The sequence below is a fragment of the Corynebacterium sp. genome, from assembly GCF_052107835.1.
Taxonomy (GTDB): domain Bacteria; phylum Actinomycetota; class Actinomycetes; order Mycobacteriales; family Mycobacteriaceae; genus Corynebacterium.
Map to the genome: position 1 here is coordinate 26,180 of NZ_JBQEDF010000014.1, position 15,119 is coordinate 41,298.

General features: G+C 65.9%; 12 protein-coding genes and 2 tRNA genes. 6 read left to right on the forward strand and 8 right to left on the reverse strand.

Translation table 11 applies throughout. The features are described 5' to 3' along the window. Nucleotides 1-59: 59 nt before the first annotated feature. Together ACTIL2_RS05525 and ACTIL2_RS05530 are read right to left on the reverse strand one after the other, a co-directional pair. Nucleotides 60-989 carry an ornithine cyclodeaminase family protein gene (locus tag ACTIL2_RS05525; RefSeq protein ID WP_442336451.1) on the reverse strand — a complete coding sequence of 310 codons (930 nt, stop codon included), beginning with the start codon at nucleotides 987-989 and terminating at the stop codon, nucleotides 60-62. A gap of 9 nt (nucleotides 990-998) precedes the next feature. After that, nucleotides 999-1,547 (reverse strand): SRPBCC domain-containing protein, encoded by a 549-nt coding sequence (locus ACTIL2_RS05530; protein ID WP_442336452.1) that lies wholly within the window; start codon nucleotides 1,545-1,547, stop codon nucleotides 999-1,001. A 167-nt stretch (nucleotides 1,548-1,714) separates the two neighbouring features. Here ACTIL2_RS05530 and ACTIL2_RS05535 point away from each other — a divergent pair, with 167 nt between their 5' ends. The 3 genes from ACTIL2_RS05535 (at nucleotide 1,715) to ACTIL2_RS05545 (ending at nucleotide 6,206) form a co-directional block, all read left to right on the forward strand. Beyond that, complete coding sequence (locus ACTIL2_RS05535; protein ID WP_442336453.1) at nucleotides 1,715-4,423, forward strand: cation-translocating P-type ATPase; 2,709 nt, start codon at nucleotides 1,715-1,717, stop codon at nucleotides 4,421-4,423. Beyond that, nucleotides 4,420-4,809: a CHY zinc finger protein gene (locus ACTIL2_RS05540; RefSeq protein ID WP_442336454.1), complete on the forward strand. Its 390-nt coding sequence runs from the start codon at nucleotides 4,420-4,422 to the stop codon at nucleotides 4,807-4,809. Before ACTIL2_RS05535 ends, ACTIL2_RS05540 begins: the two co-directional genes overlap by 4 nt. A 152-nt stretch (nucleotides 4,810-4,961) precedes the next feature. Then, a complete protein-coding gene (locus ACTIL2_RS05545) occupies nucleotides 4,962-6,206 on the forward strand; it encodes an NADH:flavin oxidoreductase/NADH oxidase family protein (protein WP_442336455.1) in 1,245 nt (414 codons plus the stop codon). A gap of 593 nt (nucleotides 6,207-6,799) precedes the next feature. On the opposite strand, the gene ACTIL2_RS05550 is transcribed toward ACTIL2_RS05545, so the two are convergent. The 3 genes from ACTIL2_RS05550 to cmrA all read right to left on the reverse strand — a co-directional run bounded on the left by ACTIL2_RS05550 (nucleotide 6,800) and on the right by cmrA (nucleotide 8,464). Continuing rightward, a tRNA-His gene (locus ACTIL2_RS05550) sits at nucleotides 6,800-6,875 on the reverse strand. 104 nt (nucleotides 6,876-6,979) lie between these two features. Continuing rightward, nucleotides 6,980-7,609 (reverse strand): oligoribonuclease, encoded by a 630-nt coding sequence (gene orn / locus ACTIL2_RS05555; protein WP_442336456.1) that lies wholly within the window; start codon nucleotides 7,607-7,609, stop codon nucleotides 6,980-6,982. A gap of 24 nt (nucleotides 7,610-7,633) precedes the next feature. Beyond that, on the reverse strand, nucleotides 7,634-8,464 hold the full coding sequence (gene cmrA / locus ACTIL2_RS05560) for a mycolate reductase (RefSeq protein WP_442336457.1): 831 nt from the start codon (nucleotides 8,462-8,464) through the stop codon (nucleotides 7,634-7,636). Between the two features lie 333 nt (nucleotides 8,465-8,797). Between cmrA and ACTIL2_RS05565 the strand changes: the two genes are divergently transcribed. The 3 genes from ACTIL2_RS05565 to ACTIL2_RS05575 all read left to right on the forward strand — a co-directional run bounded on the left by ACTIL2_RS05565 (nucleotide 8,798) and on the right by ACTIL2_RS05575 (nucleotide 12,874). Beyond that, nucleotides 8,798-10,477 (forward strand): SLC13 family permease, encoded by a 1,680-nt coding sequence (locus ACTIL2_RS05565; RefSeq protein WP_442336458.1) that lies wholly within the window; start codon nucleotides 8,798-8,800, stop codon nucleotides 10,475-10,477. Between the two features lie 207 nt (nucleotides 10,478-10,684). Then, entirely contained in the window at nucleotides 10,685-11,839 is a 1,155-nt protein-coding gene (locus ACTIL2_RS05570) for an acyltransferase family protein (RefSeq protein WP_442336459.1), read from the forward strand. Nucleotides 11,840-11,875: 36 nt separating this feature from the next. Further along, nucleotides 11,876-12,874 carry an acyltransferase family protein gene (locus ACTIL2_RS05575; protein ID WP_442336460.1) on the forward strand — a complete coding sequence of 333 codons (999 nt, stop codon included), beginning with the start codon at nucleotides 11,876-11,878 and terminating at the stop codon, nucleotides 12,872-12,874. A gap of 6 nt (nucleotides 12,875-12,880) precedes the next feature. Here ACTIL2_RS05575 and ACTIL2_RS05580 read toward each other — a convergent pair whose 3' ends face one another. The 3 genes from ACTIL2_RS05580 to ACTIL2_RS05590 all read right to left on the reverse strand — a co-directional run bounded on the left by ACTIL2_RS05580 (nucleotide 12,881) and on the right by ACTIL2_RS05590 (nucleotide 15,113). Then, on the reverse strand, nucleotides 12,881-14,344 hold the full coding sequence (locus ACTIL2_RS05580; protein WP_442336461.1) for an alkaline phosphatase: 1,464 nt from the start codon (nucleotides 14,342-14,344) through the stop codon (nucleotides 12,881-12,883). A gap of 175 nt (nucleotides 14,345-14,519) precedes the next feature. Then, nucleotides 14,520-14,981: an SRPBCC domain-containing protein gene (locus tag ACTIL2_RS05585; RefSeq protein WP_442336462.1), complete on the reverse strand. Its 462-nt coding sequence runs from the start codon at nucleotides 14,979-14,981 to the stop codon at nucleotides 14,520-14,522. 55 nt (nucleotides 14,982-15,036) lie between these two features. Continuing rightward, nucleotides 15,037-15,113, reverse strand: a tRNA-Arg gene (locus ACTIL2_RS05590). Between the last annotated feature and the right edge of the window lie 6 nt (nucleotides 15,114-15,119).

Below are 15,119 nucleotides of genomic sequence, written 5' to 3' on the forward strand. Positions count from 1 at the left end.
GTGCGGTGCCGTCGGTCTGCCGGTTGTGCCTCCCGGACATGACCTGAAGGCCCACGCTCCTAGACCCGCCGGTACACGGCCTCGGCGATCACCAGGTCCTCCCAGGACATGCCGACGCTCTTGAATACCACGGGCCGCCGCCCGGGGGCCACGGTACGTTCGGTCAGTGCCGAGCGCATCGTCACCAGGTCACGCGCATTCACCGCGCCCTCGAAGTTGGCCAGGACGATGTCGCCGGCGGTCTCCATCGCGGTGTCGACGTCCTCCACGATGACCTTCGACCCCGCGATGAAATCGGCGTCCAGCTCACGGGCGTTGGGCTCGTGTGAGCCCACGGCGATGACGACCACGTCATCGCGGACCTGGTGCGCCTGGAACAGGGGAGTGTCCGCGCTCGTCGCGCAGACGATCACGTCCGCGGCGGCCAGGGCGTCCAGCGTCTCCTGCGAGTCGGTGGCGAGCACGGGCCCGCGCTCGCTGGCCCCGCTGCCCGCCCGGGAGGGCGAGCGCACCACGAAATTCACCGACGCGAACGGCTCGTCGCGAACCGCCGCCAGCGCATCGACGTGCGCGACCCCCTGCGGACCCGCGCCGAAGACCACCAGGTTCAGTGGCCCCTCCAGCAGTTCCAGGGTGGGGCGCAGTGCCGCGACAGAGACCGCCGGGGTGCGCAGCGTGGTCAGTTCCGTCCCGTCGATCACCGCGAGCAGCCTCAGGGTCTCCGCATCGTAGAGCAGGTAGGACGCCTGGATCCGCGGCAGGTCACGCGCCGGGTTCCCCGGTGCGACCGTGGCGACCTTCACCCCTGCGAAGGAGCCGACCTCCGAGGGCATCAGCAGGAAGTGGCCGTGACTGGTGTGCGCGGCGCGCCGGGGGATGTCGGTGGAGGGGTCGAAACCGTCCACGGCTGCGGAGATGGCATCCACCGCCTCCCCGGGGGACAGGGCGGCACGGACGGTTTCGGCGTCGATGACAAGCGGCGAACTCATACGTCCAGACTACCGCTGCATCTCCGCCCAGAACGCCCGTCCGGGGGAGGGGTCCACCCCGAACAGTTCGGCGTAGCGCTCGTGGTCGTCGCTCCAGCCGGCGTGGGCTTCCGTGTCGGCGAGGAAACCGCCGATGAGGTGGGCGTCCAACTTCCGCAGGTACGCCTCCCAGCCCGCCGCGGTCTGCGCGGCGAGTGCACCGTCGGCGAAGGTGTGGGAGAAGATCAGCCGGCAACTTGACGGTGTTCCGTCGTCGATGCCGTCGACCTCGATACGGTAGCCGTCGCCCGCGAAGGTCCAGGACAGAGTGGCGGGGAGGGACGGTGGTGCGTCGACCTCGATGACCTCCCCCGACATGCCGGAGGCCTGGATCATCTCACCGGTGCGCGGTGTCCACTCGACCGTGGCGGGAAACCACAGTTCCAGCTCCTCGGGTGCTGTGGCGGCGCGCCACATGCGTTGCACGGAGCACGGCACGACGCGGTCGAAATTCAGCGTGTGGCGTCCGCCGGCGGAGTCGAGGGTGGCGGGTTCGGGCTGTGCGGAACGGTCTGTCATTGGGGTGTCCTCCCTGAGGTTGGGGGCAACGATACGTGCGGTGCCGGACCTGCGCCGGGTGAGCGGGGAGCATCACCCCCGAGGACCCGGGCATGTCCGTGGCGGGGACTACGCTGGGGACCACAGACAGTGAAGTGAACGCCATTACCCCGGCAGGAGACGGCCCGTTGGCTGACATCGCGCAGAAGATCGAAGAGGGACAGCACGGCGAGCTGGACCAGCACTGGCACAACCTGGGCATGGACGAGACGAGGGAGAAACTCAACCTCCCCGCCGTGGTGCCGGGGGAGGACGCGAGTCTCACCACGGAGGAAGCCGGTAGGCGCCTGGAGACCTACGGCCCCAACGAGCTCGACCAGGTGGAGTCCGACCCCTGGTACGTGGTGCTGCTGCGCCAGATCGCCACGCCGATGATCATCTTCCTGTTCGTCGCCGGTGCGGTCACGCTGGCACAGCAGGAATGGTTCGAGGCGGTCGTGATCTTCCTGGTCGTGGTGCTCAACGGCACGATCGGCTACTGGCAGGCGCGCAAGGCGGAGAAGGACGTCGCCGCCCTGGCGGAACTGTCCTCACCCGAGGCCAATGCCGTCCGTGACGGTCACATGGCCCGGATCGACGCCGACCACCTTGTCCCCGGGGACATCGTGCGTCTGGAATCCGGTGACAAGATCCCCGCCGACCTCCGTCTCATGGAGGCCAACGGCCTGCGGGTCGATGAGTCGATGCTGACCGGCGAGGTACTGCCCGTCACGAAGGACACCGAGGTCGGCGACCTCGCGGACGATGCGCCGGTCGGCGACCGGGTCACCATGGCCTACTCCGGCACGCTGGTGGTGTCCGGCCGCGCGACCGGCCTGGTGGTCTCCACCGCCTACGACACCGAGCTCGGGTCCATCGCCGAGCTGGTGCAGGCAGACTCGGACAAGACCCCGTTGCAGGTCCTGACCGACCGCCTGGAACGGGTCATCGGCCTGGTGCTCATCGTCGCAGGTGTGGGCGTGTTCGCCGCGAACGTGATCATGGGCACCGACATGGGAGACGCCTTCCGGACCACCGTCGCCCTGATCGTCTCCGCCCTGCCCGAGGCACTGCCGGTGGTGCTCACCGTGGCGATGGGCGTCGGTGTGTCCCGGATGGCGGCCAGGAACGCGGTGGTGCGGCGGTTGCCCAGCGTGGAGACCCTGGGGTCCACCACCACGATCGGCTCGGACAAGACCGGCACGCTCACCGTCAACAGGATGACCGTGGAGCGGGTCTGGACCCCGGAGGGACCCGACGGCGGGGCACTGGACAAGGGCCCGTCGCTGCGCACCGGTGCGCTCACCAACGACGCCGCACACAAGGGAGGGGACGTCTCCGCCGAACTCATCGGGGACGCGGTGGACGTCGCGATGGCGGAGGCCGCGCTGCGCGCTGAGGCAGTCACCCCGGAGGAACGGAGTGCGTCCCCGGTGGCCGACATGCCCTACGAACCGGAGTACGCCTACTCCCAGACCCTGGTGGGGGAGGAGGACGGGACGCTGGTGCTGCACGTCAAGGGGGCTCCCGAAGTCATCGCCGGCTACTGCGACATCACCGACGCAGAACTGGACACCATCCTGGCGGCCAACCAGGAGATGGCCCAGGAGGGTTTGCGGGTGATCGGCACCGCGTCCCGCGTTGTCGGGGAGGAACCCGCCGGAGGCGTCCTCACTACCCCGTCCCACCTGCAGTTCAGTGGCCTCCAGGGGATGATGGACCCGCCGCGCGAGGGTGTGCGTGAATCCATCGGTGAGTGCCGGAAGGCCGGTATCCACGTGATGATGATCACCGGCGACCACCCGGTCACGGCGAAAGCCATCGCCGCGCGTCTCGGCCTGCGCGGTGGGAACGAGGCGCTGACCGGGCGTGACATGGCCAGCCTGGACGACGACCAACTCAAGGCGCGGCTGAAGACCACCTCGGTGGCGGCCCGGATGAGCCCGAAGGACAAGCTGCGCATCGTCAAACTGCTCAAGGCCGACGGGGAGACCGTGGCCGTCACCGGTGACGGCGTCAATGACGCCCCGGCGCTGAAGTCCGCGTCCATCGGCGTGGCCATGGGTGAATCCGGTACGGACGTGGCGCGTGACTCCGCGGACGTCGTCCTCACCGACGACAATTTCGTCACCATCGTCGACGCCGTGCGACTGGGCCGCGTGACCTTCTCGTCGATCCGCAAGGCCACGTTCTTCCTGCTGTCCAACGGTCTCGCCCTGATGCTGACGGTGATCGTGAACACCTTCACCGACCTGCCCCTGATCTTCCTGCCGGTGATGCTGCTGATCATGAACGTGGTGACCAACGGCATCCAGGACATCGCGCTGTCCTTCGAGAAGGGTGAGGGTGATGAACTCGAGCAGAAGCCGCGCTCGAAGGACGAGGGCGTGCTCGACACCCGCATGTGGATCCGCACGGTCATCACCGGTCTGTGGATGGGTGTGGGCACACTGCTGGTCTACCGTGTTGCGCACGACGCCGGCCTGCCGTTGGAGGAGTGCCGCACGCTGGCCCTGATCACCATGGTGATGTTCAACTTCTTCCAGGTCTTCAGCGCCCGTGCCCTGCGCAGGTCCCTGTTCGCACTCAACCCGTTCAGCAACCCGCTGCTGCTCGGCTCGGCGCTGCTGGCACTCCTGCTGCAGTGGGTCATGACGGCCTGGCCGGCGGCTGCGGAACTGATCGGGTTGGCACCCCTGACCTGGCAGCAGTGGCTGATGTGCACCGGCATCGGCGTGACCGTGCTGCTGATCGTGGAGATCGAGAAACTGGTGTGGCCGTGGGCCGCAGCGCGGGTGAGGAAGGGCCGCAGCAGCCGTGCGGTGCAGAACAGGAAGAAGCAGAGGGCGCTGGCATGACGTGGTCGCCGGACGACGGACGGGAGTTGCTGGGCGGAGTCGGCTGCGCCCACTGGCACTCGCCCCTGGACGTGGCTGCGATCCGTTTCCACTGCTGCGGACATGTCTACCCCTGCCTGCACTGCCACAGTGAGAACGAGGACCATGCGGTGGAGCCGTGGCCCGCCGGAGCCGGGACGTCGGGGGAGTCCTCGGGGGAGCCCGCCGTCCTGTGCCGGACGTGCGGGCACTGGATGACGGTCGGGGAGTACCTGTCGCTGTACGGGGAGGATGACGGAGACGGGGAACAACGCGAACCGTCCTGCCCGTCCTGTGCCGCCCCGTTCAACCCGGGGTGCGCGCTGCACTCCGGAATCTACTTCGGCGGCGGCCCGGGGAACCGGTGACGGAACATAATTCTGTGTGCTCTGACCTGTGTGTAGGCCTATGCGCTGCAGCATGAGTTACCACAGCCTTACACCGGGTACAGTGTGGGGGCAGACGGCACATCACGCCGTCCTGAACATCCTTCTTTTACCCTGAGACCTGGAGAGTCACCGTGAGCCCTGCAACGGTCGCCGCAACGCTGGAACTGCCCTGCGGCACCACACTGAAGAACCGCCTCGTGAAAGCCGCGATGAGCGAAGGCCTGGCCACGCCGTCAGGCGGACCGTCCGACCAGCACATCGACCTGTACCGCCGGTGGGCGGAAGGCGGGGCGGGCGTCCTGATCACCGGAGCGGTGATGGTCGACCCCGAACACCTCGGTGAGCCGAACACTGTCGTCGTCTCCGATGACCGGCACCTTGACGCGCTGCGCGACTGGGCCGCGGCCGGGACCGCGAACAACACGGAGCTGTGGATGCAGCTCAACCACCCCGGCAAGCAGTCGCCGCGTGCCGTCAACAAGTTCCCGGTCGCCCCCAGCGAGGTTCCGCTGGGTGGTCCGGCGGGACGGTTCTTCGCCGATCCGCGCGAGCTCACCATCGATGACATCAACCTGATCGTCTGGCGTTTCGGCTACACCGCGAAGATTGCGCAGTCCACCGGGTTCACCGGCGTGCAGATCCACGCCGCGCACGGCTACCTGATCAACCAGTTCCTGTCCCCGGCGGACAACAGGCGCACCGATGAGTACGGCGGCGATCTGGAGGGACGCATGCGCCTGCTCGTCGAGGTCTACGAGGCTGTCCGTGAGGAGGTCGGACCGGACTTCCCTGTCTCGGTGAAGCTGAACTCCTCCGACGGCGTCGAGGGCGGATTCGGGGAGGACGAGTCCCTCGAGGTCGCATCCCGCCTGTCGGACCTCGGCGTGGACGTCATCGAGATCTCCGGCGGCAGCTACACCGCCCCGTTGATGCAGGGTGACGAACTGGATGCCCGCGGCGCGACCGGCGAGATCTTCTTCGCCGATTACGCACGCCGGGTGAAGGAGGTGGTCAGCACCCCGGTGATGCTCACCGGAGGCTTCCGCTGCGCCTCGGACATTGAACGCGGGCTCGACGGGAACGGGGACGGGCCACTCGCCGACCTGATCGGTATCGCCCGTCCGCTGGTGCTGCTGCCCGAGTTGCCGAACGAGGTGATCGTGGACGGCAACCGTGAGCGGGTGCGTCTGCCACGCCTGTCGACGCACGTGAAGAAGCTGGACGAGTCGCTCGAGCACCTGTTGGGCACCAACTGGTACGAGATGCAGATGGACCGCATCACCGATGGCCGCGCTGTCGGGGGAGATGGCCTGGCCACCCTGTGGTTCACCCTGCGCCGTCACGGCCTGTCCGGGCTGTTCTCCGCCCGGCGGTAGTGGCCAGGCGACGCTGGAGCCTTGGATTCTCGTTCGTGTCTGCGGGGTGAAGGCGGTCGCGAGAGTGCCGATGGGCAACTTCGCACCGCTTTGCCCACGTCCTCTTAAGCTGAGGTGCCGAAACCGGTGCGGAGATGGCGGCGGGCTCCTCTGCGTCCCAGTGCTTGCACGACAGGGCACAAGTGACAGGGCATAAGTGTTGCGGTGCCGGACTTCTTCCGCACACGGTGTGGGTGTGCGACAGGTGTAGTCGTCCTGGTCGGGCAGGACCGGGGGGATCACTGCCTGGAATGTCGGGGTGAAGGTCGCCGAGGCCGACTGGAGGAGGAAGATCAGCACGTAGATCTGCCTGGGGTCGGTGACGAAGGGGAGGGAGACGGCCACGGGTGCACGCACCGGATCGGCGGTGCCGAGGACGGGGAGCACGGCTGACCTCCCGGCGCTACGTTTTGGGGGGTTGTAGGGCTGGTGCTGGGACACCCCGGAGGGCTGCTGTGGCCCCGTAACCTCTTGCGATCGCTGTGCCCGAACTGAAAGACAACGGAACCCCGGTACGCCCCGACATGCGGGGGCGAACCGGGGTCCGTCGTTGTTGGGGTGGCTGACGGGACTCGAACCCGCGACACCCAGGATCACAACCTGGTGCTCTACCAGCTGAACTACAGCCACCATTCGCGCATGACGGCACCGTTGACCGGCACCGTTGTTGCAGCGGGACTCATACTAGACCACCGGTGAGCCGGGGACCAAACGGCCAGCGTAGTCGTCTCCGATCAGATGGGGTACGCCTCGGACGACTGGTCGGCCAGGGCTTTCGCCTCACCGTTCGTCGGTCCGGGCTGCTCCACGAACAGGGCACGCCGGTAGAAGTCGAGTTCGCGGATGGACTCCCGGATGTCGGCGAGCGCCCGGTGCGCCATCCCTTTGGCGGGCTGGCTGGAGTAGGTCCGCGGGTACCAGCGGCGGGCGAGTTCCTTGATGGAGGAGACGTCGATCATCCGGTAGTGCAGGAACCCGTCGAGCCCGGGCATGTACTTCACGATGAACTTCCGGTCACTGGCGATCGAGTTCCCCGCCAGGGGAGCCACCCCGGCGACCGGCACGTACTGCTTCAGGTACTCCACAACCTGGGCCTCGGCATCCTGCACGCTCACGGCACTCGACCGGATCTGCTCGGTCAGTCCCGATTCACCGTGCATCTTCACGACGACCTCGTCCATCTCGGAGAGTTCGTCCTCGGTGGCGTGGATGACGATGTCGATGCCGTCGTCCAGCACGTTCAGCTCCGCGTCGGTGACGACGGCGGCGATCTCGACGAGCACGTGGCGCTCGGGGTCGAGGCCGGTCATCTCGCAGTCGACCCAGACGATGCGGTCGTTCTTGGCGGTCTGGTTCGGTGTCATGCGGGTCCTTCGTCCTCTGGTTGTCTAGTCTTCGGCCATCCGCGAGTACGCTGCGCCGAGCAGCGGCGCGGTGACCCGCCTCGGCAGGTAGGTGGAGATCATGTTCGCGACCTTCGACAGCCCACCGGGGACGACGCGCAGCTTGTTCGACGCCAGGGCGTCGAGCGTCTCCACTGCGCAATCGGGGTAGGTCGTCCACACGAAGTCCGGGGTGGCACGGTCGACAATCGTACGCTCCGCGTCCTCCTTGACCTCCTCCCGCACCGGCCCCGGCGCCAGCAGGGTGCACCGCACGCCGGTGCCCCTGAGTTCGTAGTGCAGTGCCTCGGTGAAAGTGTTGACCATCGCCTTGGTACCGACGTAGGTGGCGTTGTTGGGGATGGCGGCGTTACCTGCGACGGAGCCGACGTTGACGACGCCGGCGTCGCCGCTGGCCACCATCCGCGGCAGGACGGCGGCGGTGAGTTCGAAGACGGCGGTGGCGTTGAGCTCGAACTGGGTGCGCTCGTAGGACGGGTCGAGCTTCCGGAATTCCCCGAAGGTGGCCACGCCGGCGGAGTTGATCAGGATGTGGACGTCGCGGCCCTCCAGCTCCTCGATCAGGACACCACGGGCAATGCGGTCGGCGAGGTCGCAGGAGCGGATCTCCACGCTGACGTCGGGGCAGGACGCCGCGAGCTCGTCGCTGATCTCCTCCATCGGCCCGGTGGTGCGGGCCACGAGCAGCAGGTTGTGGCCGCGGCGCCCCAGTTCCAGGGCAATGGCCCGGCCGATGCCGGAGGACGCGCCGGTGACCACGGCGACCCGGTCTGGGCCGGGTGCCGGGAGATCCGGGGTTCGGCTGCCTCGGAACAAGGCGGACACTGTAGACGCGATGGGCACGGTGCGGGGTCTCCTGGGCTGGACGTGGGACGGTGGTTGACGTGGGGCGGATGCCGATGCCCCACACAGGCTACACGGGGACCCGCACGGCAAGGCGCGTAACGGCGTCCCCGGGGGACGTGCCGTACACCGGGGAATGCGTCGGGGAATTTCCACGGTGTATTCCGCCGGGGGTATGAGGGGGAGGGAAAATGGGGGTAACCCCCGCCGGGTGAATGAAAATAAAAACAGGTGCGAATTGGGCGATCAATAGTTTTAGACCCTAATCTGGGTGGAGACGTTCACAGAACAAGGAGAGGACAGACCATGTCTGACAAGGACGAGCAGGCCGGAGTACCACCCGACGCCGAAAGCTCCGGTGCCGGAACCGGTGCGACAACGTTCGAGGATTCGGGCAAGGAGGAGAAGGTCAGCGCCACAGACGCCGTGGAAGGTGAATCGCAACGCGGCGAGGAAGGTGTGGAACGGGCCAACAACAAGAAGAGGTTCATAGGCCTCGGGGTTGGTCTGCTCCTTGCGGTGATCATCTACTTCGTCTTCCCGTCCAACGGTGCGGACCTCGTCAACGAGGCGCACCCGGAGGACGAGAACGGCCCCTTCGACCTCAGCGCCATCAAGATCACGGCGGCCATCATGGTGCTCATGGGTGCCTGGTGGATGACCGGGGCACTGCCCTTGGCAGCCACGGCCATGGTGCCGCTGGTGGCCTTCCCGATCCTCCAGGTCGCTCCGATCGACGATGTTTCTGCACCGTATGCGGAACCAACGATCTTCCTGTTCATGGGTGGTTTCGTGCTGGCGCTCGGCATTCAGCGCTGGGGACTCCACCGACGCGTTGCGTTGTTGGTGGTGCGGTTCGTGGGGACGAAACCGAAACAGTTGGTGCTCGGCTTCATGATCGCCACCGGTTTCATGTCGATGTGGGTGTCGAACACGGCGACAGCAGTCGTCATGCTGCCGATCGGTATCTCCGTCCTCGCATTGACCGCGGAGCGCGTGGGTGGGCACGCGAACCAGAAGAAGTTCGCCACCGCACTGATGCTGGCGATCGCCTATGCCGCGTCGATCGGTTCCCTCGGCACGCTGATCGGTACGCCGCCGAACGCACTGATGGCCGCGTACATGAACTCCACCCACGGGATCGAGATCGGCTTCGGTAAGTGGATGATGGTCGGACTTCCGTTGGCCATCATCTTCACGGTACTGGCCTGGTGGGTACTCGTCACCGTGTTCAAGCCCGAGATGAAGGAGATCCCCGGCGGGAAGGAGTTGATCCAGAAGGAGATCGACGACATGGGGAGGATCACCCGGCCCGAGGTCATCGCCGGGATCATCTTCCTGTGCACCGCTATCGCCTGGATCGCCATTCCGTTGCTCGCCGAGTACGTCTCCTGGTGGTCGATCAGTATCGCGGACGCCGCGATCGCCATGACCGCAGCCGTCCTGATGTTCCTCGTTCCCGTCAACAACCGCGGAACCCGGGTCATGGACTGGGAGCACGCCAAGGGGATTCCGTGGGACGTGCTGATCCTGTTCGGTGGCGGTCTGTCACTGTCCTCGATGGTGACCGCGTCCGGACTGTCGCTGTGGATCGGTGAAATGGTCAAGGGCATGGAGGCGCTGCCGATCGTTCTGCTGGTGTTCGCCATCACCGCCGTCGTCCTGGCGCTGACCGAGTTCACGTCCAACACCGCAACCGCAGCGACGTTCATCCCGATCATGGGCGGCGTCGCCGTGGGTATCGGACTGACCGGCGACGGTCTGATGAACGTCATGCTCCTGGTTGCGCCGACGGCGCTGGTCGCGACCTGTGCGTTCATGCTGCCGGTGGCGACCCCGCCGAACGCGATCGCCTACGGTTCCGGCTACGTCAAGGCCGGGGATATGCTGAAGGGCGGAATCTGGCTGAACGTCATTGCTGTCTTCCTGATCACGATCACCGTGTTCGCGCTTGCCGTGCCGGTGTTCGGTCTGACATTAGGTTAGTGACCTGATCGGGGTTAACCACCCTTTCATTCCGAGACCCTCCCCGGTTCACGTTCGGTTTTCCGGGGAGGGTCTTTGACGACGTAGAGTCATCAGTTCGTGCACGTTGCCATGGGAAGATGTCGCCTGGCGCGGAATGGACTTTCTCCGATGGCGCTTGACCGTTTCTGATGACGTACCCCCGAAGGATGACGAAGGAGTGACCGCGTGCCGTCTGGTGAGGAGGCCCTGGAGTCGGACAAACTGGCTTCACGCGTCCACACGTCGTCGGGGGCTGGGGCGTTAAACGGTGAAGCATCGACCAGGACGCGTTACGGACGCGTCGGCTGGGTCGATGCCGCCAAAGGTCTGTGCATCCTGCTCGTCGTCGCCGGCCATGCGGTCATCAACCTCAACAACAACGGCTACGACACCGGGGTCTGGGAACAGATCAACCTGATGATCGGCCCCATGCGCATGCCGCTGTTCTTCCTGCTCTCCGGTCTGTTCGCAGCGAAGGCATTGGGGGAACGGTGGCGGAAGTACGCCGACCGCCGAGTCTGGATCATGGTCTGGCTGTTCGTCCTGTGGGTGCCGATACGCGAGATCTGGCTGTCGATGGTGCCGCTGACCTCGGTCGGACACCGTGATGGCATCCCCGCGCCCCCCGGGACCGACCCCGGGAACTGGGGTCCGATGCTCGAACGCATCGGTGGCTCCGTCCTGGGCCCCGAGTCCTACCTGTGGTTCCTCTACGCGCTGGCGCTCTTCGCCGTGGTCTCGAAGCTGACCCGCAGGGTTCCGCCGGTGATCCAGCTCCTGGTCGCCGGCGCGGTCGCCGTCCTGTCCCCGACGGCGGAGCTCGGATGGCCGTGGAACGACATCCTGCACACCTACTTCTTCTACCTGCTGGGGATGTACGGGGCGCCGTGGATCCACAGGATGGCGCAGCGGCGGTCACTGCTGGTCATTGTGGTGTCGGTGGCGGTGTACGCCGGCGTCGCGTTGTGGATCGAGGCCTCCTACGACCACTTCAACTTCGGACTCACCGGCCCCATGCGGGTGTTCCTGGCGACGGTCGGCATCGTCGCCGTGATCAGCACCATCTCGGCGATGGAGGGGTGGCCGGTCCTCCGGCCGCTGTCCGCGGTGGGGGCGAGGACGCTACCTGTGTTCCTGATGCACATCATGGTGCTGGCCACGGTCACGTTCCTCTTCGACCTCGTCCTGCCGTCCGACCCCGGGCTACCGCTGCAGCCGCTGATTCTCGGCGGGATCACCGCGGCGTTGTGCCTCGGCCTGCACAGGGTGCTCACCTCCTGCGGTTTCGCCTGGCTGTTCCGCCGGCCGCAGTGGATGCGGCGGCGGTTCTTGGCAGGCTGACTGTGAGACGGACCACACTCGCGTTATGGTGGCTGAATGTCCACCCGTAACCACCGCCTCGACCGTGCCAAAGGTGTCCTCATCTTCACCGTGGTGCTCGGTCATCTGCTGGCGAGGACGGCGCCCTGGGATTCCGATGTCCTGCGCGCACCGATGATTCTCATCTACGCGTTCCACATGCCCGCGTTCATCTTCCTTGCGGGTATCACAGCGAAGTCCAGCCGGCTCGCGGAGCGTGTCCTCTTCTTTCTCGTCCTGTTGGCCACGGTGCTACCCCTCATGTGGGGATGGATGTGGATCTTCGGTCTGGACCCGGACTACACGTTCCTCACGCCCTTCTGGTACACGTGGTTTCTTCTGTCGATGGCGTGGTGGATGATCACCGTCCCGTTGATCGAACGATTCCCCCGGGCAGCTCTCGTCATCTCACTGATGACGGGCCTCTTCGGCGCTGCCGTGCCCAACATCGACAGCGAGTTCGCCATTGCACGCACCCTGGTGTTCTGGCCGTTCTTCGTCATCGGGAAGCTCTACGGCGCGCAGATACTTCACTGGGCCGGCAGACTCACCGTCCGGTGGAAGCTCGTCCTCACCCTCGCTGCTGTGGCGACGGTCGGGTACTTCTACGTCATCGATCCCGAGAAGGAATGGTTCTACGGCAACCAGAGGTTCACCAACCTGGATGTCAGCATTCCTGAGGGGGCAGTGTTTCGCCTGATCCTCGGTGCCGGTGCTCTGCTCATGACACTGACGCTGTTGGTGTGGACCGGAAACCGGGAGTCCACGCTTGCCGCCATCGGCCGGCACAGTCTCTCGGTCTACGTGCTCCACGGATTCGTGGTGCGTGCCCTTGAGCCGGTGCTCGACGGAAGCCTCGATACGTACGGCCCGCTCGTGGTTTTCTGCATCTGCCTGGTCCTGGCGCTGTTGACGACATGGCTGCTGGCCTGGGAGCCGCTCGACCGTGCCCTCCGGCGGTATGGCAACACGGTCGCCGGGTTCCTCCTGAGCGGCCTGAAGGGCAAGCAGCGGTGAGTGCCCCTACTTCCGCCACCAGTTGTTGATGGTCAGGTCCGCGATCTCCACGTTGTCGAGGTAGTTCCCGCGCACCGGATCAACCTCGTCCGCGGCCCCGATGATGTCGTCACTTCCGGGGCCCCGGAAGAACACCGGAACCAGCTGGTTGGTGTGGCCCCCGGAGTGCCAGGCGTGGTCGGGGACAGCGTCGGCGTCGCCTGTCAGGGCGGACCAGTTCGGGTCGTTGTCGGGCCCGGTGAGGTAGCCGGTCTCGTGGTCGGCGGTGACGACAACGAGTGTCTCGTCCCAGCTGGAGTTCTCCTCCACCCAGTCGGAGACGGTGTCGACGGCACCGTTGAAGGCCTGGACCTCCTCGATGTCACGGGCCGTACTGTTGTCGTGGCCGGCCCAGTCGATGGCACCGCCCTCGATCATCACATGGAAGCCCTTCTCGTCCTGGTTGAGGACGTTCAGTGCTCCCTCCGCCATCGTGGATAGATCGACGACATCGTTGTGCTCGACGTCACCGGGGGTTTCCGACTCGCCGGAGCGGTTGTACTGCAGCGTCGACGCAACCTGGGGAAGGCCGAAGTACTTCTGGTCCGGCTCGACGTCGCCGTCGGCGAGCTTCGCGAAGTCGGCGTCCTCCTCCACAAAGCTGAAGTCGGTCTCGCCGGAGGAAAGTGCGGAGTAGCTCTCCTCGGAGATCCATTCGTAGTTGGGGTCAGTGGGTTGATTGTCCTCGTCGTACAGGGGGTGACCGGCACCCATGATGACGCTCAGGTCACTGTCGAGCATCTCGTCCGCCATGCCGTGGTAGTCGTTCCGGTCGGGGTTGTGCGCGGCCCAGGAGGCCGGGGTCGCATGGTTGAACGGGACACTGGAGACGACGCCGGCGGACTTGTCGTTGGCTATGGCTTGCTCGGAAGTGTTGTTGAGCGTCTCCCCGTCCGTGTCGACACCGATCATCCCGTTGGTGGTCTTCGATCCGGTGGCCATCGCGGTTCCGGCGGCGGCGGAATCCGTGAAGTCCTCGGAGACGTAGTCGTGATCGGCCCACGCGCGCTCAGGATCGTAGGAGTTTCCGTCCTGGTAGGTGGACATGCCACGTTGGTTCCACTCGTCCCCTTCGTAGACCTGGGCGGCCTCTCCGCCTTCGACGGGGGCGACGTCGCCGGGCTCACCCTCGACCTGGTGGCGGGTCTGGCCGCTTTCGTAGAGATTGGTGGCGGCGACATGGTTGTAGCCCATGCCGTCGCCGACCATGTAGATGATGTTCTTCGGGGCGTCCTGTCCCGGATCACCGGTGCCGGGCAGTGAGGACCCGGGCAGTGAGGAACTGATGGACGATCCGCCCGTCGAGTCGACGGAGGACGATTCGGGGAGGGGGAGTTCCTGTGCGGATGCCACCGGTACGAAGAATCCGGTGAGGGCGATGGAGCTGGCTACTGCGCAGAACGTGGCTGGTGCGCGGCGGTTGCGAGACATCTGATTCCTAAGCTGTGAGGGTCTTCCGGTATGCAGGAGAGGTGGCGCCTGCTGCGGTCAACGCGCACTTTATGGGGTCAAGATGAATCGTGGGCAAAAGTAAAGTGAACCGTGTTCACGGATATCGGGCTGGGTCCCGCGATCGTCGGTGTCAGTTCACCTGTCCCAGGGCTCGCTACGGCTCGAGGTACGCGGCGAGGTTCGCCAATGACGAGGTGATCCCTTCGGCATGGTCACGGGCCCGGACCCCGGGCGGGACGTCCCGGGCGGTGATCTCCACGTCCGTTCCCTCCCCACCACTGCGGAGGATCCACAGCATCGTCATCGTGCCCTGGAACGCGGGGTCGTCGGACACGAAGTCAATCTCCTGCTCGAGGCATTCCCCGGTGACCAGCCGCGTTATCCGGACGTCCGAGACATCCTCGTCGGTGGCGGTTTTCCCGGGACTGCCCGTGGGGTCCAGGTACGTGAGCACCAGCCGGTAGGAACCACCCGTGCGCATGTCGAAGTGCTCGAACCGCCCGAGCATTCCGCGCGGAGGGAGCCATGCGGTCAGGGCATTGCTGTCCGTCAGCGCAGAGAAGACGGTCTCGCGGTCCGAGTGGATCAGGAGACTGGCGCGGTCTGTTCGGCCCATGCACGGAAATTACCACGGTCGTCGGACGCAGAGGCAGTGTCGGAGCGGAGCCGGATGGTGCCCCAGGCAGGATTCGAACCCGCGACCGACCGGGTAGAAACCGGTTGCTCTCATCCACTGAGCTACTGAGGCTGATGC